This is a genomic window from Rhodanobacter sp. C05 (genome assembly GCF_002001165.1).
In the GTDB taxonomy this organism is placed as follows: Bacteria; Pseudomonadota; Gammaproteobacteria; order Xanthomonadales; family Rhodanobacteraceae; genus Rhodanobacter.
Window position 1 is genome coordinate 156,834 of record NZ_MUNQ01000008.1, and the last position, 20,090, is coordinate 176,923.

At 56.6% G+C, this 20,090-nt stretch carries 16 protein-coding genes; 7 read left to right on the forward strand and 9 right to left on the reverse strand.

The window, feature by feature from the left end:
- Window positions 1–314 precede the first annotated feature (314 nt).
- The 4 genes from B0E51_RS06735 to B0E51_RS19150 form a co-directional block, all read right to left on the reverse strand.
- Complete coding sequence (locus B0E51_RS06735) at window positions 315–875, reverse strand: hypothetical protein (protein WP_077444128.1); 561 nt, start codon at window positions 873–875, stop codon at window positions 315–317.
- A 2,123-nt stretch (window positions 876–2,998) separates the two neighbouring features.
- Window positions 2,999–3,982 carry a hypothetical protein gene (locus B0E51_RS06745; protein ID WP_077444130.1) on the reverse strand — a complete coding sequence of 328 codons (984 nt, stop codon included), beginning with the start codon at window positions 3,980–3,982 and terminating at the stop codon, window positions 2,999–3,001.
- The gene (locus B0E51_RS19145; RefSeq protein WP_143525816.1) at window positions 3,979–5,853 is read right to left on the reverse strand and encodes a hypothetical protein; all 1,875 of its coding nucleotides are present in this window, start codon (window positions 5,851–5,853) and stop codon (window positions 3,979–3,981) included. Before B0E51_RS19145 ends, B0E51_RS06745 begins: the two co-directional genes overlap by 4 nt.
- Window positions 5,840–6,586 (reverse strand): hypothetical protein, encoded by a 747-nt coding sequence (locus B0E51_RS19150; RefSeq protein ID WP_143525817.1) that lies wholly within the window; start codon window positions 6,584–6,586, stop codon window positions 5,840–5,842. The genes B0E51_RS19145 and B0E51_RS19150 overlap by 14 nt, the downstream gene beginning before the upstream one ends.
- A 768-nt stretch (window positions 6,587–7,354) precedes the next feature.
- On the opposite strand from B0E51_RS19150, the gene B0E51_RS06765 reads away from it, so the two are divergent.
- Window positions 7,355–8,443 carry a hypothetical protein gene (locus B0E51_RS06765; protein ID WP_143525818.1) on the forward strand — a complete coding sequence of 363 codons (1,089 nt, stop codon included), beginning with the start codon at window positions 7,355–7,357 and terminating at the stop codon, window positions 8,441–8,443.
- Between the two features lie 43 nt (window positions 8,444–8,486).
- Here the strand turns inward: B0E51_RS06765 and B0E51_RS06770 are convergent, their stop codons facing one another.
- On the reverse strand, window positions 8,487–8,804 hold the full coding sequence (locus B0E51_RS06770; protein WP_077444135.1) for a helix-turn-helix transcriptional regulator: 318 nt from the start codon (window positions 8,802–8,804) through the stop codon (window positions 8,487–8,489).
- Window positions 8,805–8,932: 128 nt separating this feature from the next.
- On the opposite strand from B0E51_RS06770, the gene B0E51_RS06775 reads away from it, so the two are divergent.
- From B0E51_RS06775 to B0E51_RS06785, 3 genes are all read left to right on the forward strand, one after another.
- Entirely contained in the window at window positions 8,933–9,298 is a 366-nt protein-coding gene (locus tag B0E51_RS06775; RefSeq protein WP_077444136.1) for a hypothetical protein, read from the forward strand.
- Between the two features lie 107 nt (window positions 9,299–9,405).
- Window positions 9,406–9,669 (forward strand): BPSL0761 family protein, encoded by a 264-nt coding sequence (locus B0E51_RS19830; protein ID WP_077444137.1) that lies wholly within the window; start codon window positions 9,406–9,408, stop codon window positions 9,667–9,669.
- Between the two features lie 107 nt (window positions 9,670–9,776).
- A complete protein-coding gene (locus tag B0E51_RS06785; RefSeq protein WP_077444138.1) occupies window positions 9,777–10,523 on the forward strand; it encodes an enhanced serine sensitivity protein SseB C-terminal domain-containing protein in 747 nt (248 codons plus the stop codon).
- Window positions 10,524–10,788: 265 nt separating this feature from the next.
- Here the strand turns inward: B0E51_RS06785 and B0E51_RS06790 are convergent, their stop codons facing one another.
- From B0E51_RS06790 to B0E51_RS06805, 4 genes are all read right to left on the reverse strand, one after another.
- On the reverse strand, window positions 10,789–12,234 hold the full coding sequence (locus B0E51_RS06790) for a YncE family protein (protein WP_077444139.1): 1,446 nt from the start codon (window positions 12,232–12,234) through the stop codon (window positions 10,789–10,791).
- A gap of 1 nt (window position 12,235) precedes the next feature.
- Complete coding sequence (locus B0E51_RS06795; protein ID WP_077444140.1) at window positions 12,236–12,661, reverse strand: DUF305 domain-containing protein; 426 nt, start codon at window positions 12,659–12,661, stop codon at window positions 12,236–12,238.
- Window positions 12,658–13,056, reverse strand: a complete 399-nt coding sequence (locus B0E51_RS06800; RefSeq protein WP_077444350.1) for a DUF302 domain-containing protein — start codon at window positions 13,054–13,056, stop codon at window positions 12,658–12,660. The genes B0E51_RS06795 and B0E51_RS06800 overlap by 4 nt, the downstream gene beginning before the upstream one ends.
- A 204-nt stretch (window positions 13,057–13,260) precedes the next feature.
- Window positions 13,261–16,194 (reverse strand): sensor histidine kinase, encoded by a 2,934-nt coding sequence (locus B0E51_RS06805; RefSeq protein WP_077444141.1) that lies wholly within the window; start codon window positions 16,192–16,194, stop codon window positions 13,261–13,263.
- A gap of 400 nt (window positions 16,195–16,594) precedes the next feature.
- On the opposite strand from B0E51_RS06805, the gene B0E51_RS06810 reads away from it, so the two are divergent.
- From B0E51_RS06810 to B0E51_RS06820, 3 genes are all read left to right on the forward strand, one after another.
- Window positions 16,595–17,452, forward strand: a complete 858-nt coding sequence (locus B0E51_RS06810; RefSeq protein WP_143525819.1) for a type II CAAX endopeptidase family protein — start codon at window positions 16,595–16,597, stop codon at window positions 17,450–17,452.
- A 225-nt stretch (window positions 17,453–17,677) separates the two neighbouring features.
- On the forward strand, window positions 17,678–19,276 hold the full coding sequence (locus B0E51_RS06815) for a serine hydrolase (protein WP_217333077.1): 1,599 nt from the start codon (window positions 17,678–17,680) through the stop codon (window positions 19,274–19,276).
- Between the two features lie 18 nt (window positions 19,277–19,294).
- The gene (locus B0E51_RS06820) at window positions 19,295–20,077 is read left to right on the forward strand and encodes a hypothetical protein (protein ID WP_077444143.1); all 783 of its coding nucleotides are present in this window, start codon (window positions 19,295–19,297) and stop codon (window positions 20,075–20,077) included.
- The last annotated feature ends 13 nt before the right edge of the window (window positions 20,078–20,090 follow it).

Genomic DNA, 20,090 nt, shown 5'->3' on the forward strand with positions numbered 1-20,090 from the left:
GAACCGGAACTAGGCAATTCGAGTGGCACGCTGCACGGGTGTGCCACTCAACCTACGTGTCCGCTTAGGGTCCTGGCTGGGTGAAAACGCAGAGCTGCCCTCAAGCATGTGCCTGCTACGCGAATTCTGGACAAACTACCGAACGTCAGAGCTTCAGAATTGAATCTACGCGCCATGATTTGAGCAATTCTTGATCAACCTCAAACGCACATTTGCGTTTTCACACAGCCTCGGTCGATTCCGGACTTAGGGCGGGGCGATTAGCCCGTGTTATCGAGGGTAGGGGAGCGGCGACTTTTAGCTTGAAGCAGATCTTATCGAGAATCTCGGTCCATCGAAAGGATGGACTGCCAGGTGCTTGGAACATTGGCGAGCGTGTGGATGGTGCTGATGAAGTCGATGTGGCCTGGGTACTCCGGCTCGGTGATGGACTTCCGAATCTCAATTATGGTCTTGGGCTGTCGATCGGCCCGCTGCACCCATTTGATGTACGCAGATCCCCAGTCGATGACCAACTTGCCCACGTACGCATCCAAGAGGTTCACCCGTTCGGTCTCGTAGTAGTGGTGGCCGATGACCGAATGGCCGCCTATGGGGCACGTGACTGCAGGGTCCGTGACCGAGCCCTTGCTCAAGATGCGATACAGACCGACAAAGAGCGTTTCACCAAAGGGGCCTGGCACAAAGTTTGCGATGTACTTTGCATCGTAGAAGACTGGCTCGCCCTGGATGTCTTGATACTGCTTGAACAAGCCATCCCCCTTGCGCCACAAATCAGCAGGCGTCTTACCGAGCACGGCGCGCGCGCTCACACCCTGGAGCAGCAACTGACCCGGATGGATGGTCTTCCGGCGGCGTTGCTGGCGGCCCAGCACGCATTGAAAGTCCGTACGCAACGGGAATAGGCATCCGCAATTTATGGGAGAACCTTGCAAATGATTTCTGGACTTGAAGGGCGCAAGGCCGTTCCTAAGGGTAGGGCAATCCTCTATTGAGCGTCTGGCTGACGCTGCCCGCACATGAAGATTTCTTCATCTTCGCCGGCGATGGTTCCCCCGCTCAACCTGTTTTTACGTCTCCTGCAGAACCTTGCCGTAGGTTATTTCAGGGGCCGTTATGCGAACAGGAATGAGTTTTGAGCTTCGGATTCCGGCCGTCGTGGAACGCATAACTGGACCGGTGCAATTCGTGGTGCAGTTGAGGTCCGTGGCGCAGAACTACTAGATGCCGTACTGGTGCAGTCCATCTGCCGCTTGTGGTCAAACCTAGGTGCCCGAAGTCACATCGTTTGCGGTGCGTACAACACACCGTTGTGTACGTTGCGCAACTGAGCCGAGCGGGAACTGGTCAGTAGGCTTTTAGTCGGGGAGCATCCTTAGTGATCAGCGACCTGAAATTGCCCTTTCTCTAAGCTATTGATTCATCTCGTTTCATACAGGGCCTTCTACACGCTAGTGGGAAATGACTGAGCCAACAAACCGCCTTTTTGACGACAACGTGGCCAACAAACGCCGTCAATTTGCAGAAAGCGTCAACAAATTGCCCCTCGTAGAAGTCGAGGCGAGCAAAGAATCAGGCATATGGCACTCCTTACCCTACAGGGTGACTCAGTCCGCCATGGCGATCCAACTAACTGAAATACGTTGCAGGTGGCCGTGCTGACATGAAATTTCAGCCACAGGAATGCGGTGGCTGAGTCTCTGACTTACTTGGCGACGGCGAGAGAGCTTCCTCAACGTAATGGTCAAGCCAATGGCGAACCCCCGAAGAAGGATGTGGAAGAGAGCGCTCTGTAGCACCCAGCGTCCAGCCAGTTGATCGAATTTCAGGGATTTCTCAGCCTCAGCTGAGCGCAATGGCGTTGCCTCAGTGGGCCCTGTGATTCGTTGGTCCACCGCGTCGACCAGACAACCGCATAGATCGAGCGACTCGGGCAATACCGTGGATAGATTTAGCCAAGTACCTTCTCGCGGCGTTCGCCCGAAAGGTAGGATAAAATGATGCGGCCTCGTAGCGATCAGCTCGCCGACAGCAACACGACGCTCCTTCCTGGCTCCATCCTTTTCGAGATCCAAGCTCGTGCTAGGTGGAAAGCGTGATATCACCGCTTGGGTGATCTTAACCAGTGGGTGGTGCAGGGCGCTCGGTAGTGGAGCGATATTCAGGGATGGAGATGTCGCTATGACGATCCAAGGCCAGAAAGCATTTTTCTTGGGTTCAACATCCTTATGATTACTTACGTCCCAGTGACGCATGCGGTCGGCAGAGTCTGGGGACCTCACGGTGTTTCCAAACTTCCCGTCAGGTAGCGATATCAAGCCGCTCAATGCGGGGTACCAAGCCCCTATAGCAGTCGGCGCAACCAGATACCGCCTTCTTCGCTCACCTTCACACCATGTCAAATGCTGTTCAAGCTGCTCAGTAGCGGACGAGACTGGAAATGAACGCATGTCGACAGTCGCGGCCTTTCGGTCAAACGGGTCATGGCCGCACGCGCAGCGGGTGACGGGGCCTGCTGAAGGAAGAAGACCCTGGTATGGCTTCCCGCACTGATCGCAGGTGCTACGCAGCTTTATCCCGTGCCAGGGACAGCAATCGACGAACGGCATCTGGAACAACGCACAGTGATAGCCATAGCGAAGGCATTCACAGCAGTGACGAGGGGCTAGGCGTAGTTCGTTCCAACGGTGACCTACGTCGATAGGACACCATACTTCTTCTGACCAGAATCTTGGAATGTCGGAGTGCTGCAGTCCGACCGCTATTTCAAGCCGACTCCGTGGGCCACCAGGGCGATGACATGCGCGTAACAGGTCAAGGCCTTGCATAGCCCGCATCCCAAAGATTGCGAAAAGGTCCTTTCGACCGAACCCGTTCAGTCGCAGGGAACGGATCATCATCCCGTAGCCAGAGAGGTAGGGAAAGTTCGGAAAGTTCAGTCCGATGAGCCCCTGATTTGGTCGTGTCTCTCCACACATGGCTTCCCACTGTGAAGTGGTCATGCCGCGTTCCTGCCCAAAAGGCCCGCATGGGCATACTCCAATTGCAAGTAGCCAGATGCTTGGAGGGCTGCCCGAATATGTTCTGGACGAAACGACCGAAAGGCGGGATCTCTTCCTGCCACGTTGCAGAGCAGGAACTTCACCATGCTCGTGAATGTTTTCATCGGCCAATCGTTTTCAGGGGTCAGTCCTGCAGCAACGCGAATGTCCTTAACGACCTCCATGATCATTGGTGCCTGAGATTCAAACTCATAGCCATTTGCGACAGCGCTTGGTGCAAAATTTGCGACAAAAGAGATGTCACTCTCCACCGGCCAAAAATTCGAATGCTGATAGCGCTGAAGCGCATGGGCAACTTCAGCAAAGCCCCTCAGTCCCGTCACCCTATGTGTTCCCATCATGAACCGACCGACGATGTGCGAAGGATAAGCGGTGGCTACGGCACTGATATCGATGCCGCTCGCGTCACTCTGCCGCATGAATGCGATGAACAAACGGACTCCATTTTCTTCGATCACATCATCGATGCCGCAGAGATAATCGAGTTCGGCCAGACTGATGTGTTGCGCGTTGTCTACGAACAGGACCATGAGATTCACGCCTGCAGCGCCGCAGCGATTGAGCACAAAGTCAATGATGCGATCTTTCTTCAATGACCCAATCGGACGGTCGGCAGCAGTTAGATACAGAGCATCACCCATCGATGAATAGAAGGCGCCATCACTCTTTCTTGTGCCACCTGGCATGATGAGACGGGCGGCAACGCCACCACCTATAACGTTTTGCAACCATTGAGTTTGATGGTTACAAAGGTAGCGCAGGATATTCGTCTTTCCGGTACGGCCCGGGCCTTCGGCTATGGCACCGTGATGGTCCTCATTGATGTTGCTGAGAATAAAATTCATGTAACGCTCTAAAGGCCGGGTATAGATCTGGAACCCTTTAGGGACATAAATGGGGTGTATGTCGGAGACACTCATCGTGAATCCCTCTTCCCATCAAAGGTGATCCAATCGACAAATGGACGCGTTTCATCACTACGCTGAGCCGGGGGGTGTCTGGAATTGATTGGCGTACCCGAGTGCTGCATGCGCGCAAGCTGATCTGTGGCAGGTTGCGAATTCCCGGCCAACGATTTTAGATGCGAGACGTAGGCGTCGATTGCACAATCAACGCCGTTAAGCTTCAGCAATCCTTGCTTGGCCCACTGAAATATCAGTTTGCGCGTCGTCTCGTCATGCGGGGTGGTATCCCAAGGACGCGCGGCGCGCATCACGCCATACGGCTGCGTCGCCGTTCGGTAAAGAACGATCGTCCGTAGATCGTTTCGATACACTTTGGCAAGAACCTTTTGCCCAACAAGCTCCCACGCGTTGTCAAAATTACCGCTCCTATAGCGAACGTACGCGTAATTCACATGGGGGAGATCCCCACTCTTGCGATTGCCACGCACGGTGACGGGAACGATCGTGCTACCCATGTCCGGAGCGCACATCGAACCGTCCGCTGCTTCATAGAACCAAGACCGATCGGTTCCATGCATCTGTAGGTACTGCAGTGGTGTCAGTGTGCCCAGGCTAGGGTGCTGGGTGGCGTTGTAACCGGTGACGATGACTTCAACGAGTTCTTCGAACCACTGGAGCTGGATCGGGCAATCATCTGGCGAGAAATTGCTGATACGTATTTTGTTATCGCCCAATCGCGTTGCGGGCTCAAACCCGCCAGCAACATGTCGGAATGCTCCACGCTCCAGCCGTGAGAACAATTGCTCAATGATGGGGCGCGTGCGTGGCGCGTGCGCAACCCCGGTATTGAGAACACCATCGTAAACGCGACAAAAGGCCTGCTCAATGGCGTGTGCATGGTGCGCTTTCGCGTTATCCATGGCAGTCAGCAGCGGTCGGCGTCCAGCAAAAGCGGGAGAGAGGCTTGATGGCATGCCAGCGCCGATGGCGTACTCCAGACCAGGCAGGGTGAGTGTCCTGCGCTCCCACGTTTCCAAGGCGCGTGCAAAACACAGTGCCACGTCTAAATTGTTGTAAGCCTTTCCGACACGGAGGCACCAACTGACGATGGCGCGTGACTCAACCTCTACAATGGCTAGAAGCCAGATAGTCGAGATATAACGTCTTACTTCGCCGCCATTTGGCATACGCACACCAAGCTTGGCCTCGATGTCGATACGATGTGCATCAAACTCAAAACGGTCGTAGCAACGACGTGCGAAAAGGTCTGCGAGCGTGGTGGCGGGAGAAGCCTTTTCGTCGTTAACCAGGGCGGCGACAGAATTTGATTCCCGCTTTCGCCGAAGGTATCGGAGTAGCGCCCGTTGCCCTTGATCTACATGATTGAGAGGGTAAAGCGCTCCAAGTTGTTTTTGTTTGAGTTCCGTGACGATCTTTCCTTGAAGCTGATTAAAACTTCGCGGGAGCTTTTGTCCTTTGGGCAGCGGGTGATTGTATGCATCGACCCATTCACGAATGGTTGGTTGCGCTGCGAGAAGTTGCTCATATGAATGCGGTCTTGCGATCTCGGGCATTGATGCAGGTTCAGCAGCTTCAATCGCACTGCGTTGATACGTGCCCCAAGCCACGCAAACACGGTACCCATAAGGTTTCCCGTCGGGTGCCAGCTGGGGCGCTTGGCACACCATCTTTCTTAACCGCTTCGGACACAACTTGTATCTACGTGCGGCGGGAGTGATCGCCGCACCATCGAGAACCCCATCCAAGGCAGTTTCGGCATTGTTGTATCGGATGAGCGCCTTGGGAGTGAGTAGCGAACGTTCTGGTTTTGTCCAGGTGGCACGTTCGTCTGCCGTCACAATGGGCAGGGAATCAAGGTGTGCCATGGCCGACCTCCAGTTCCAAAAAGGAGTCCGGCGAAAGATGACTTGTCTCGGACAGGCGAATCTCGCCTTTATGGATCATCGCGGCTGCAATAGCTGTCACGTGACGAGGATCATGCCGATGCAGAATGTGGTGGAGTTGTCGAAACGTCGCTCTCTCAATATTCGATAGATACGCGTAGATTTCATCGCGAATCGTCGCTAGCCCGGCTATCCTTCTTGCCGATTGGACGTATGCCAGAAGTCGAAAATAGGTAGAGATCTTCTCTCCTTCCCGTACGAGCTCATGCTCAAAAACATGATTGACCTTCAGGCCTTGTCGCTCGGCAGCCTGGTGCAGCAGATCGCGCTCCCTGGCGGCCATGTCACCGCCTAATGTGACGACGGTCGCCGACGAAGGAACCGTCAGATGAAAGCGTTCCTCTCCTGAATGTCGACGTGTCCAAAAGGAAAGGTCGATATGTCGCCGCGCCGATAGAATGAGTCGGCATGGACGCTCAACGTAGGCGGCGATCTGAGGATCGAATTCGAACTGTAGCCCCAATGCGAAGTTCAGCGCCTCAGTGATCGAGGTCACCCGAAGATTCCTGGGTGAGTAGAAAACGTAGAGATCCGCCTTGGATCGTTCGTTAGGTGTGAGCAGCCGCGGTTGGTAGGGAAGGTTAGGATCAAATGATCGCAACGGCGAACCAGCCACTTCGGGTGGCCATTGAGTGGCAGAGGCGCCGGCGGTCATTGGTCGTCTCCGTTGCCGCTGGCGTGTTCAGTAGGGACAGGCTTAGGCAAGAGCTCAATAAATCGAAATCGGCCACCGCCGACAAGAAATTTTCGCTGTCCAGTGAGACTCGCGAGCACACTGAGAGACCGCTGGCGCATCGCCAGCGATGGAGTCGTGACATTCATATTGGCTTCCCCGAGGTATAGCGCCGGTAGGGCGCTTGTGTGCGGGACACGAAACGAGGTAGCCTACGAGTGTTCACTCGCCGAAAGGCACCGCCCCTGGTTCCAGCCAGGGGTTTTTCATTTCTGTCGATTGGTTCGGCGACTTATCAGGTCATGTGGATTTTTGCCTCGCTCTGTTTCGTCTAGGCGGAAGTTTTTCGTCTTCTGGCGGAGCACCACGCGATGCGAGCCAATCAGCGACATCGTGCGTCAGTGCGAATGGCCCCTTGCGGCCCTCAATCGGGAACACCTGAAAAGGAACTCGCCTGGTGGCAATCGCCACGCGAAGTGCTGCTTGGCTCGAAAAGCCAAGCGCTTGCCGTAGTCCTGCGCTTCCCATGACATAGCCCCAATTGGAAAGTAGTGAATCCAGTAGGCGTTGTTCCAACGACTTGCTGCCCATGGGGTTTCACCGTGACGAGATAGGCGTCTTTATCGCTAATTCGCGGGAGCTTGACCATACTGTCACGGAAACGCGTTTGTGCCTGATAAGTAATTACTTGAAATACATGTACTTATGCTGCAACCATGGTCGTTCTTGCACGGTGTGAAGGTATTCGCTTTGAGTACGATGCAGCAAAATTCGCCAAATCGTCGCCCAAAATCTCTTGGAAAGATGCCATCCCCAATCCTTCTAGAAACCAGTTGGAATTTTCGAAAAGACTTTGCGGGCACTCTAAGGAGCATGGCGTCGATCGAGACGGCCATTTTCAGCGTGCCGACTCACAGCGCGCATGCTGTGGAAAAGCGTCTCGGATGGGTTGACGGTCGAAGCTCAGAAGCTGGGAACCAAAACTCAGGCCGCATTGCTAAAGCGCGAGTTGGCAAACACGTTTTGCAGGAAGGAACGCTCGCAACCTTAGCCCTGCAGTTCGACGACGTTAGCTCAGCAATACGTTCGCCCTTGTGGGATTTGGTGCGAACGGGCAGCTTCTCAGAAAACTTGGGCGGTGATGACTACGGGGTGTTGAACGACGCAGCCTATTGGGCCATCCACGTGCCTATACCATTCATTTCTGCGGAACGTGGCCGCTCATGGCTCATCGAGCGGCCCACCGAGGACCAGCTTGCCAAGCTGGCAGCTCAAGGTTCTCTTGATGCGGTCGCAGCCCTTTGGATGTTGATTCTGGACAGCGGAAAATCGAAGAGTGACCTGAAACAAATCTTCACCATCGCGACCTACATTCCACCGACACTTGCTCTGCTTTCGCTAAGCCCGGTGGGATTGCGTATCGCGCGGCTCCTGTTTGCCCGAATTCGTCAACAGACCCTGGATAATCTGACCTTCGATGGGTACCAGCTTTCGTTGGGACACTACGATTTGGCGAAGGTCGCAGGAACCGTTACCGGCTGGTCGCCAGGTTGCATTGGGCCTGCAAATCCCTATACAAAGGAACGCGGTAGAGTAGAGGCTGAGCCCTTGCCATCGGTGATTCATGATTGGCTGGAGCGATCTCGAGCACCCATGCGCAAGGTGCGGCGGCAGCCGGCTAAGCCCCGCTGGCGAGTAGATCTCAGTCCGTCAGCGCACACAATTGAACGCAGGTTTGAGCTTGAACATCCCAGTGTCATGCATCCCAGGGCGATCAGCATCTGCAAGGCAGAACTCAAGGACTATTGGGAACATCGGACCCATGTTGCAACAACTTGATCGATGACCATAAGGGCGCGTGCGCTGGTTGGGCAGCCGGAGTCTAGCCAGACTCGGCTTCTTTCAGTATTTTTTCTTGTCCAGCAGCGTCCAACTTGCTGAACGCGCGGATCATCCGTGCAAGCCGCTCGCTGTCGGCATAGAGATAGGCAAGTGGCACGCCAAGCACCTTCGCCATCCGCTTCGCTGTTGCTAGATCCGCAGCGTGAACGTCTTGCTCGTACCGATTGATGCGTGTGCTAGCCACAAAAGGATCCAACCCGGCGAGAATGCCCAGCTCCTTCTGGGATAGACCGGCATCCTCCCGCGCCTGTCTTAAGCGCTTGCTGAAAATGGATGACGGATTGCTCTGGCGAGGCATGGACAGCTCGTAGTTGGTAGCACCTACGAGATTCGTTGCTTTGCCGTGCTTCCGATACTACGATATTCGTAGTTTTCGCAACAGCCCCGGCTCTTGGCCGCCCTACCAACGATAGGAAGCCACGCCCCATGCTCCTGCAATTGGTGTTCGAGGATCAGTGGTTCATACCCGTGCCGGTGGATGACCGACTTCAGGAGGCGCTTGATGTTCAGCGCGAACGGGCATATCGCGGTGACATGGACGAAGCGTTCACAGATCGCTTGTCCGCATGCATTTCCAATTCTCTCGCTGAGTGCCTCGATCCTGACTTACAACTACCAACAGCTAATCAGATGAAATATGCCACTGATATTGCGCGTGAGCTTGGCGTGGCGATTCCAGCGGATGTATTGCGTTACCGTGGCGCAGCGCATGAATTCATTGATCGATTCGAGGAAATGTTTCGTGCAAACCGACAACGGCGCGACATCGCCATAGGGCCGCCTCGTGCGTGAGCGATACCTATGAGAAGGGAGTGGAGAGCTAGCACCCACCAACAACGCGCTTGGGTGACCTATTCGCCAGCACAGTCACGAGATTCTGATCCCTGCATGAGGTGGCTATGACCCAACCTTACGAACGCTCTTGGGCAGTCATCGAAACACGGAGCTTCCTGACGGCACTACTCGTCAATCGAAGGATTCCTGCGGCGGTTCTCGAGCGGGCGCGCACCTTGCTTCGCCATTATCCCAGTGGGAGCGAGGTGTTCCGCGCAGGATGGCAAGAGCTTGCCGATCCCTACCTTGTCCTCGAGCCCGTCTTTGACACAAGCATTGATGGCACCCCTTCGCCTAACTGGTCAGCGCCACAACGCACCGAATCGTGAAAATGACCGCATGGAACCGATGTACGCGCGCTTGCTTCGTTGCTACACAGCCGAACAGCCAGGCCCAGCATTGCCTAGCGTGGCGTCGATCCAGAAGGTTGAATTGAATGGCAAAGGTCACGACTGACAAGCTTTCGCAGCTACTGATTGCTGCACGGGCTACGCCGCTGGTAGAAAACCCTGTGCACGCCGAGGAGGCGGTCTTCAAGGCATTGCTTGATGCGACCGTATACGCACATGTGCCGCTGGAGAACGCGCCCGAGGGCGTGATGCGCTTCATCCAGTTCGTGCGCCCGGACAACAAACAAACCGTCCTTCCATTCTTTAGCGATCGGGAACAGGCCGAAGCGGCCTCAGTGAACAGAAGAGTGGCCATTGTGGCCATGTCGGGGCGGCGATTGCTCGAACTGACACGGGGTGCCACATTGATGCTGAACCCCAACATCGATCAGGTAGCTTTGTATCCACCGGAAATCGTGGCTCTCCTCGAGGGGCGCTCCCTCGGTTACTACACCCAGGAAACCATTGAGCAGAGCGAGCAGGTCGGTGTGTGTCCGCCCACGGAACCCGCAAACGAACTGGTTCTTGCCCTTCGTGATCTTTTCCAGAGAGAGGCAACGATCCGGGCCGCCTACTTGGCCGAGATTCATCGGGGGGCCGACGGCGCCGACATATTCCTTTTGCTCACGATCGTTGTGCCGCCGGCACACAAGGAACGCCTCATCCACCTGATCACACTGGCGATCCAGTCTGTCTCGTCGTATTTGACGCTACCACTCACTGTGACCTGTATATCCCCTGATGCCTCGCTCCCGGATCTCTGTCACCACGGGATCCAGTTTTATGGAACCTGACGTAATCGTATGCCTTCGCTCATTCGAACCAGCCAGACCCATCCACTACGTATCGCCACCATTCCGGTGGGTGAACGCGGTGGCGCCATCGGCGTAGCGACAGCGGCTACTTGAAGGGGCATTGTTGTCGTAACTGCGAGGTGTCTCTTGCAACGCCTCGCACGCGCAATCACGCCACGGGCTGCATGGCAATCCCAGTGACTAATCGTCAGTAACACTCGTTGGTACATAAATTTTTCACACAGAGCCCTCTTGGGATTCCACGTCAGGGTCGTTGGGTCTGCGCAATTGCTCCCGGTTTCGCCGGTGTTCCCTCCGCAATAGTTAGGTATTTAGTAGCGGAGGCATCAGTTCCTTCGATGACCCGCCGGATAGGGCCGACGGTGTCGACAATCGCGGATCCGGCCGGGTTAGTGATGAAAGCCGCTATCGGCTGCAGACTGCCTCCACCATTGGGTTTTGAGGATAAAGCAAGGATGTATGGTTGCTTTGGCATGAGGCCCGCGACGGATGCCTGCAAAACTTGAACTAAACCTTGGTCAAACAGGCTGACGCTGGTCGTTGGGCCATGCGGATTGGCAGGCGATGACAGGACCAAATGCGCAGCCTCGCCGCTCAGCCCGAGTGGTTGAAGTCCCTGCGTTCCGTCGCCTGACGATACAGCGCCCGGTACATAGACTAAAGCCTGTGGCGCTTGACCGATGGGAATTGTCGCGACGACTGCATTGGTGATGGTATCTATGGCCGCCAGTTTGTCGTCATTCTCAAGGCCGACATAGATTCGGGTTCCGTCGCCCGATGGCCAGAGGCCGTGGGGAAGCTTGCCTACTGGAATAGTGGCGACCTTTGCGAAATCGCTTGTTCTGAAGACCTGTACTTCATTCAGTCCGCCGACAGTCACGTAGGCGAACTGGCCGTGAGCGTTGTGGACAAAGTTGACGTGGTTGGTGATCGGACCTGTATCGAGGATCTTGAGGACAGTGAAAGGTGGTTTGGCTGAAAAGGCGACGACTTTGCCTACATCCTTAAGGGTAAACCAAACCTGCTTGCCATCTGGCGACGCAGCAATGTTCGGGCAGAAAGGGCTGGGCTGAGCGATCCTACCAACGATCTTGTGGTCGTCAACGGTGACGACGACTGTCGTAGGGTTGAACGAAGAGCAGATGTAGCCGTAGCGCCCATCCGGCGAAAAGATCGTCATGCCAGGGCCACCGGGAGTTTTGATCCTCGCGGTTTCCCGATAGGTCACTGGATCGATCACCGAGACATAATCCTCGCCGCGGACGGTCGCCCAGACCTCCTTTCCGTCGGGAGTGAAAAATGCTTCGTGCGGCGATCGACCAATGTACGTCGTGTGCTTTACCGCGTTCGTCGCGGTATCGATAAAGGTGATTGAGTTCGAGCCAATCGAAACGACCACAAGTGTTTTGTGGTCAGGCGAGAAACCCATGCCGTGCACGAGCACCTGTCCTTTGTAGAGCGGACTGAAATTGCCAGGCTGCGGATCACCCAGTCGGATCACACCGAGTAGTTTGTTGTCCGCCGGATCGGTGACCGACACCGTGTTGGAAAATTGTTCGGCGGCGTAGACGCGGTCGCGATGGCTAATAGCGATGTCCGGTGATGCCGATGCGCTTGGCGTCAGGCCAGCCCATGCGCTTGATGAAATACAGCAGGCCAGTATCGCGGCATGGCAATAGTTGCGGTGCATATCAGCGCTCCTGTTCGGCATGCATGCCGGAATGATCAGACATGGGGCTATCGGGTTGGGTGGGCGAAGGAATTGATGGTGGCAATTGCTGGCCCAGAGCGAGATGCATCGCCGCGATCTCCTGCAGCTGATCAACGATGATCTCTTGCGCAATCCGCTTGAGTTGTTCGTTGTGTCCGAATCGCAATTCAGCCACCGCCATGTCGATCGCGCCTTGATGATGCGGCACCATCATCGCCACAAAGTCCCTGTCCACATCACCGGTGGGCTTGGTCATCATGCCTGCATCCATGGTCGTCATCGCCTTTGATGTTTCGGCCAGGAACGTCGACGTCTGATTGACTGGATGAGATGCTTTAGCGCTCGCCAGCGGAAAGGCCAGCATCAATACAACCAGGAATTTCTTGCTCGATGAATTGGGACTCATGGCTCGATCGCCTTCAAGAGAAGGTTCTGCGCTGGTTCCAGACGACTGGCAAGCGCAGCAGGTACGCCCGATTCTTCCAGCGTCGGCACGATGTCTCGGAAAGAAACGATGGTTCGACCGCCGATGTCTTCTCGTACAAGAACGTGAAGAGGCAAGTCCAATGCGCTCTGCGGAGAGGCGAGCATGACGGGCGTTCCACCTTCAGCTTTTCCATAGATAAGAATGACCGTGGCGGGCATGCTGAGTCCCACATCGCGCGCGTTCGCGGCATGATCGATGAGGGCGAACAGCTTCATGCCCGCGTTCGAAATCGCTACTGACAGTCGATTCACCGTTTTCTCGAAAGTGAAGGGGCTGTTCAATTCGATCACAGACCTGCTATCTGAGTGGGTCATGTGCATCTCTCTCGGTAGACTCGATGTGTCTGGCTGGGCAGAGGCTTTCAATTCCGAAGGCCTTACCGCAATGGAAGATTAGGAGAAGGTGACCATCACCGCTTCCTTCCAAAGTGGTAGGCCTGCATCACTTCACCAATCGCGAAATGTGAGTGATTGAATGGCATCAGCAATGCAAACGAAACTGTCGTTCAAACAAGCGATTTACCGGTGGAACAAGCGCCTACCTGCATAGACAAAACGTGCGGGAATCTTCAGGTTGGCGCGTGTTCCCTTTCCGGAAGGCGCCACGCCGATGGTGAAGCGACCGCCGACTCGGCGGGTTCTTTCACGTATGCCTTGCAGACCCCAGTGTCCGGAGTTTTCGGAGGGCAGGGCCGAAAGATCCGCGCCGCGACCATCATCGATGACCGTGATGTTCAACTCGCTTCGGTCGTAATGCAGTTCAACATGCAGGGCGCTTGCTTGCGAGTGACGGAATGCGTTGGTGATCAGTTCGCCAACTATCGCATGGACGTCGCTGGCAGCTGATGCGTTCAGTGGTCGCGGCTCACCTTCCACATTCATTGAAAATTCCGTCGGATACATCTCGTTCAGGCGATTTGCCAGATGGCTGATATCGATGGAGAGGTCTTCCATTGGCTCGGCCAGCGATCGCAGCTCGCCGATCTTGTCGCGACCTTCGTTGAGCGCGTTCTCGGTGACCGACAGCGCCTTGTCGAGCTTCTGTCTTGCAGCGCCTTCCGGGATGCTCTGGACGGCAACCTGCACATGCAGGAGCAGACTTTGAAAGTTCTGCAGGATGGTGTCGTGAAAATCACGCGCCATGCTCTCGCGCTCGCGCGTTCGGGCATCGAGCTGCGCATGGATGTGTCGTATGCGCATCAGATGGAGCAGCCACAATCCCGCGAGAACGACTGCAGCGCAGAGGGCCTTGAACCACCATGTCTGGTAGAACTCGGGCAGGATCTGAAAGGCAAAGCGCGTCGGCTGCGCTGCCCAGGCGCCATCGGCATTGGATGCTTCGACCTCGAACGTGTATTGGCCGGGCCCAAGGTTGGCGTAATGAGCCGCGCGTCGATCGCTGGCCAACTGCCAGTCCTCGTCGACACCCTTGAGGAGAAAACGAAAGCGTGACTTTGCGGGATCCGAGAGTGTGGCCGCCGCATAGGTGATGGTGACACTGCGGGTGCCTTTTTCCAGCGCTGGCACAGACGCGCCGGAGAAACGCACGTCGTGATCATTGATCGATTCGATCGACACATGGGCCGCCTGGGGAGCCGGCGGCATCTGCAGCGCGTCGATCCAGGCAACACCTTGCCGCATTGAGACCCACAAGCGACCATCGTCGGATACCACGAGATTCTTGGCATCCTCCACGCCATCGTCCCGATCGAACAGGGTGAATCTGAGACTATGGTCGGGCGCGGACAGCGCGGACTGGACGTCCGCTGCGGACGCGCGATAGACGCCACGAGCCGACGATATCCAGAGATCGCCGTTAGAGAGTTGAAGGAGACCGGACGCATTCTGAAAGCGTTCGCCATTCATGCCGACTAGGTGGATGAAACGGTCGGCAGTCCTGATTGCAATGCCGTCATCGCCAGCGATCCAGAGACCGGACTTGCCCAGCCGGAGCTTTCTCAGCGAGCCGAGATCAGGTCCGCTCCGCGATGAGTAGGTTGATAGCTTGCCTTGGTCGATCGAAGTCAAGTTACCTGAGAGGAACGCCAGCCATGCGCGCGTCCCATCGAACTGAATGCTTGTGGCAGCTTTAGGGTCGATCGTGCTCCAGACGTGTCCATCCCATCGCGTGACACCGGTGAATCGCATCGAGACCCACAGCGAACCGTCAGGCGCAAGCCGCATATCCACGCAATCCTGCTTGGGGTTCGCCAGCGATGCCTGCTGACCGGTCGCCGGCGGAGCGGGAATCGTGATCACCTGATCGTGGATGTAGCGCTGGATACCCTTGTCGCCATTGAACCAGACGCTTCCATCCGGACCATTTGCGATACAGGGCGACGAGCCACTCAGGTCGGGGTGCACCGAGACGTTTGTGCCCACGCGTATGGGTGGTGTGGCTGAAGCGCTGGCGACCCAGAGCGCCTGCGTATTGTCTTCAGTGATGGCCGGCCAGAAAACAGGCAGAGGAAGTACGAGTGGAACGAAACGAGTCGTCCTGAATTGCTCGAGTCCATCGGGAGTGGCAACCCACACATTGCCTTGGCTGTCGCTGAAGTCCGCCGTCACCTGAATATCGGAGTGGTTATCGACGCCCATAACATTTTCCGCGACCAGTTGTGCCTGGCCGGACATATTGTCCGTGTGCAGGCGAGTCAGTTTGCCGTTGGTGGGTATCCACAACGCTCCTTGCCGGTCCACGATCAGGTCGGCGGTTACGCCGCCGCTGGGGTATGCGGCAGTGGCTGGCAGGTTGGCCATAGCCACGATGCCCTGGTTCGCGCTGGTGAGCTCGAAACGCTTGGCGCCGGGGCGGAGGCGATACGCGCCATCGGGAGCGAAGATCCAGTACGACCCGTCAACACCTGTGCCGGTGACCCACACGAACTTCACGTCGATACCGTCGGAATGATCCGCACGGTGCCAGGCGCCATCGACGAATCGATAGACTCCACTCGATGTGACGACCCAGAGGGTGCCGTCGGTCATCTGCTTGAACGACATGATGGTGCCCTTGCTCAACCCCCGGCCCACCTGCTCGGTAACGCCTTCGTGCACTCGGGTCACGTTTCCGTGCAGGCCGCCGATCCACAGATTCCCGTCTCTGTCGCCATATAACGACGTGATGATTTCGGCGGGTAACTGTTCCTTGAACATGGGTTCGAAGTTCAGCCCATCGAAGCGAAACAGCCCGGTAGGACCACCGAGCCACAGATAGCCTTCCCTGTCTTCGGTGATGGCGTAGATCGTGGAGGGCAGGCCGTCCTTGACGGTGAAGAGGGTGCGCTTCAATTGCGACAACTGCTCGAAGGCCGGTTTTGTGATGCTCTGGCCAGAGCTCGCTGGTGCTGCGGCGGCGTGCGCGCTGGCGAGAATGGTGACGCCCATCAGCAGACACCAGCTCGCGGTGTGACGGAAGACCATCAAGGTTAGAACTTGAACAAGCTTTTTCATGCGGAAAGGAAATCCTCGACGTGTGTAGCCGAAACTCACGAGACAAAGCACCGCGCCCGCGATGCTTTTTTCGTTCGTGAAACAGATATCCCCAGGCCGGACAAGGACCGTATGCACGGGAGTCCCGACCGACAGCCCATTTGGCCATCCGAATCATCGTCGACCACGTTGCATCCTAAGTGTTGTCCGATTCATGGAGTTGGTCAAATCGCGCTACCACTTTAGCGGTACTTGCTCTCTAGCCTTGCGGGCGATGACGTCGGAAGAGAGACCTCCTATTTTGTAGTCGGCAGGTCCACGGTGCTCCAAGGATAGGAAAAAGATGCTGCGTCGCACATCAGCTGGCGATGCCCGGACCTGCCTCTGATCGTCTTTCATTTGCGCGTTGCGGGAGATCGTCGTGACCTTGTCCGAACTATCGCGTATTCCATCCGCACACGCCGGAATCCTTGCTCCAGGCAAATGGTTCCGGTGGCGCGCCCTATCGTGGGCATCCGCTCTTTTTGTGTTTGCTGCCTTGGTTTTTGTCGCGTCACTGCAGCTGCCGGAATGGCTGTCGCTCTCAGTCGTTTCCGGATACTGGATCGGGATCATCCTTCCGCTCGCCGGCCTGGCCGTTTACGGATTGGCCGTAAAGCTGTGCGAGCAACGCAGACCCAACGAAATCGCGTTGCGTCATGCGCCCCGATATTTCCTGCTCGGCGGACTAGTCGGATTCGCCTTCATGGCGTTGTCGCTGCTGTTGCTCTGGCTTTTCGGCCTGAACGATGTGAGCCGCGGGCATTGGCATGACGCATTCCATTATCTGGTCTTCAACGCGTACATCTCCGCCGTCGTCGAGGAACTGGCCTTCAGGGCAATCCTGTTGCGGATCTTCGCCCGCATGTTCGGGCCGTTGCCCGGACTGCTGATTTCGGCGGTCCTGTTTGCAGCCGCGCACGCGAGTCATGCGCCACCGCTGGCGCTTGTTCTACTCGTCATCAACGGCGGTCTGCTGATGGGCGTGCTGTACATGATCAGCGGAAGCCTCTGGCTACCCATCGGTGCGCACATCGCCTACGACTTCACCGAGTGGTCGCTCTTCGGTGTGGGTGATACGGACGGCTATCTGGTCGTGACGCCATCGACTGCTCACGCGGCATGGCTGACGGGAGGAGCAACCGGACCCGATGGTTCAGTATTGTCCGCACTGGTCACGTGCGTGCTGATCGTCATGGTTGTACTCGTCGCGCGAACCCATTCGTTGAAGCAGACATAGCCATCATGTTGATCCGCGGTCCATCCCGGATGGAGATCGCTGAAGCAGCTGCGTTTAAAAAAAAATCGTGGCGTGCGCAGGTTAGCCCTTAGGGAGTAGCGATCTCGCTGCAGGAAGAGAGATGCGGCTTTGATGCCGCGTCAATAACTTGGACACAGTCCGACAGTCATACGAACCGGCTATCGCGTCCCAATCATAGAGGAATGATCTGTGCAGAAAATATCTTTGAAGACGATCGTTGTGGCGACGTCGCTTGCGCTGTTCGGTTCATCGTCAATCGCGCAGCAGAACCGCGTACCAAAGCTTCCGATTCTGCGAGGCAATCCCGCGTTGCAGGTGCAAGGCGAATACGTCGACGAGATGGTGGCGAACTTCATCGCCGCCCATCATCTTCCGGGCCTGACCATGGCCATCGTGCAGGCGCCTTACATTCCGCGCTCGGCCGGTTACGGAAAGGCCAACATCGACTTGGACGAACTGGCCTCGACCAAGACGATGTGGAACATCGGCCCGATCACACAGGCGTTCACTGCCATCGCCATCATGCAGCTGAAGGAGCAGAGCAAGCTGGGCCTCACCGATGCCATCGGCGAGCATGTCGACGGCCTGCCCCCCGCCTGGCAACACATCACTATCAAGCAACTGATGCAGCACAGTTCTGGCATTGCGGACTATCGCAGCCAGCTCGATAACGCCAGGCGTTACAACCCCAGGGAGCTGATCGCGCTTGTCGCGAACAAGCCTCTCCAGTTCCGTAGCGGCACGGATGTCCGGATGAGCGCCACGGACGCCACGCTGCTGGCGCTGGCGGTGGAACAGGCCAGTGGCATGAGCTATCACGACTTCGTCTGGAAGTATCAAATCGATCTGGAGGGCTTGCAGAGCACGATGTTCGCCAGTGACTTCGCGAAGCTGGCCAAGAGCGATCGACCTGATGCGCATCCCAATGACAACCAGCATTCGAAGTTCAAGAGTGAAGTGCCTTACATCAACCCGGTCGAGCCCGCGACTGGTTACGTCGAGAAAGGAGAGTCGCTTTCTCCGGTCGCTGTCGAGGCATCGGAAAACCTGTTCGGGTTCGGCGATCTATGGTCGTCCGCCGAGGACATCAGCAAATGGGACATTGGTCTGGCCGGCACGACGCTGATCCATGCTGGCGAGGATCACGATCTGCTGTACCTGCCGACCAAGCTCGACAACGGCAAAGTGGTCTCCGCGATGATCGGTTGGGAATTTACTCACCACCCGGGTTTCATGGAGATCAAGGGCGACTCGCCAGGTTTCAGCTCTTACCTGAGTCGTTTCACGATGGCCGATGAGCTGGTTTGCGTGACTTTGCTGAGCAACAAGCAAGGCGTGGATCTCACCGTGCTTGCCCGTGACATCGCCGCCGCGTATCAGGCGAGCCTCGGCCCGAACATCGACCAGCAGCAGATCGTTGCGCAAGAGAGCAAGTTCGGTGTGGCCGAAACGGTCGCCCGCATCAAGGCGGATTTGACCAAGGCAAAGGTGCCCGTGTTCTCGGTGATCGACCACAGTGAGAACGCCACACGCGTCGGCAAGCAACTGCGCCCGACCACTGTCATTTCTTTTGGCAACCCCAAGGTCGGCACCAAACTGATGTTGCAGAACCAGGCGATAGGGCTTGAGTTGCCGCTGCACGCGCTGGTCTGGGAGGACGAAAAGGGCCGCACGTGGATCGGCTATCCGCGGCTGGACAAGCTGGCCGATCGCTATGGCATCAAGGACCTGACAACGATCGATGCGATGACCGGCTTCATGGATCACCTCGTGGCGCAGGCCGCCAATGTCTACACGTATTGACTGACGGGAGCTATGCCCATGTCCGAACCAACTCAGAACTTCAGTCGTCGTGGCGCGCTGCGTCTGCTCGGCATGGCGGCCGGAGCCGTAGTAGCTGCACGAATGGCGCCAGCATCGGCTACCACAGTCAGTCTTCGCCCAGGCGGCGCACAGACCTTGCGTGCTTTGATGAGCAAGCTCGATGCCGCACCCCGTCGCCGCAGCTTCAAGAGCGTGCCGTTCCTGGTGGATTCCAGTGATTTCTGGGATCACGAAGCGGCCATGGAGATCATCAGCTATCGCGGTCATCCGACGCAGGTATGGGAAAACAGCGAGATCGCCGCCGCGTGGCCGAACCTGATGCGCGAGTCACTGAACGGGCAGGTCTTCGCCCACCGCAACCTCGATTTCCTTGCTGTCTCCGCAACCCACGGTTCTGCCCATCTCGCGCTGTTCAATCAGGCCATGTGGGACAAGTACGCGCTGGCCAGCCGCACCGGCGGCGTTTTCAAGAACAACAGTCTGATCGTCGAGAAGGCCGGAATCGCGCCAAGTGATGATCGAGAAGATGTCGACGGCTTCTACGGCTTCAAGAACAGCAATATCACGACCTTGCAGCGCCGGGGCGTCGTGTTCATCGCTTGCCACGATTCCATTCACGCGATAGCGCGAGGTCTGGTGAACGGCAATTCTGAAAATGCCGATGCGATTGCCGCGGATCTGAGCAACAACCTCATTCCCGGTGCGGTGCTGGTGCCGAGCGTGGTGGCATTTCTGCCGCAGTTGCAGCGTGCCGGTTTCACCTACGCCAAAGGTGCGTAAGCCCCGGCGAACC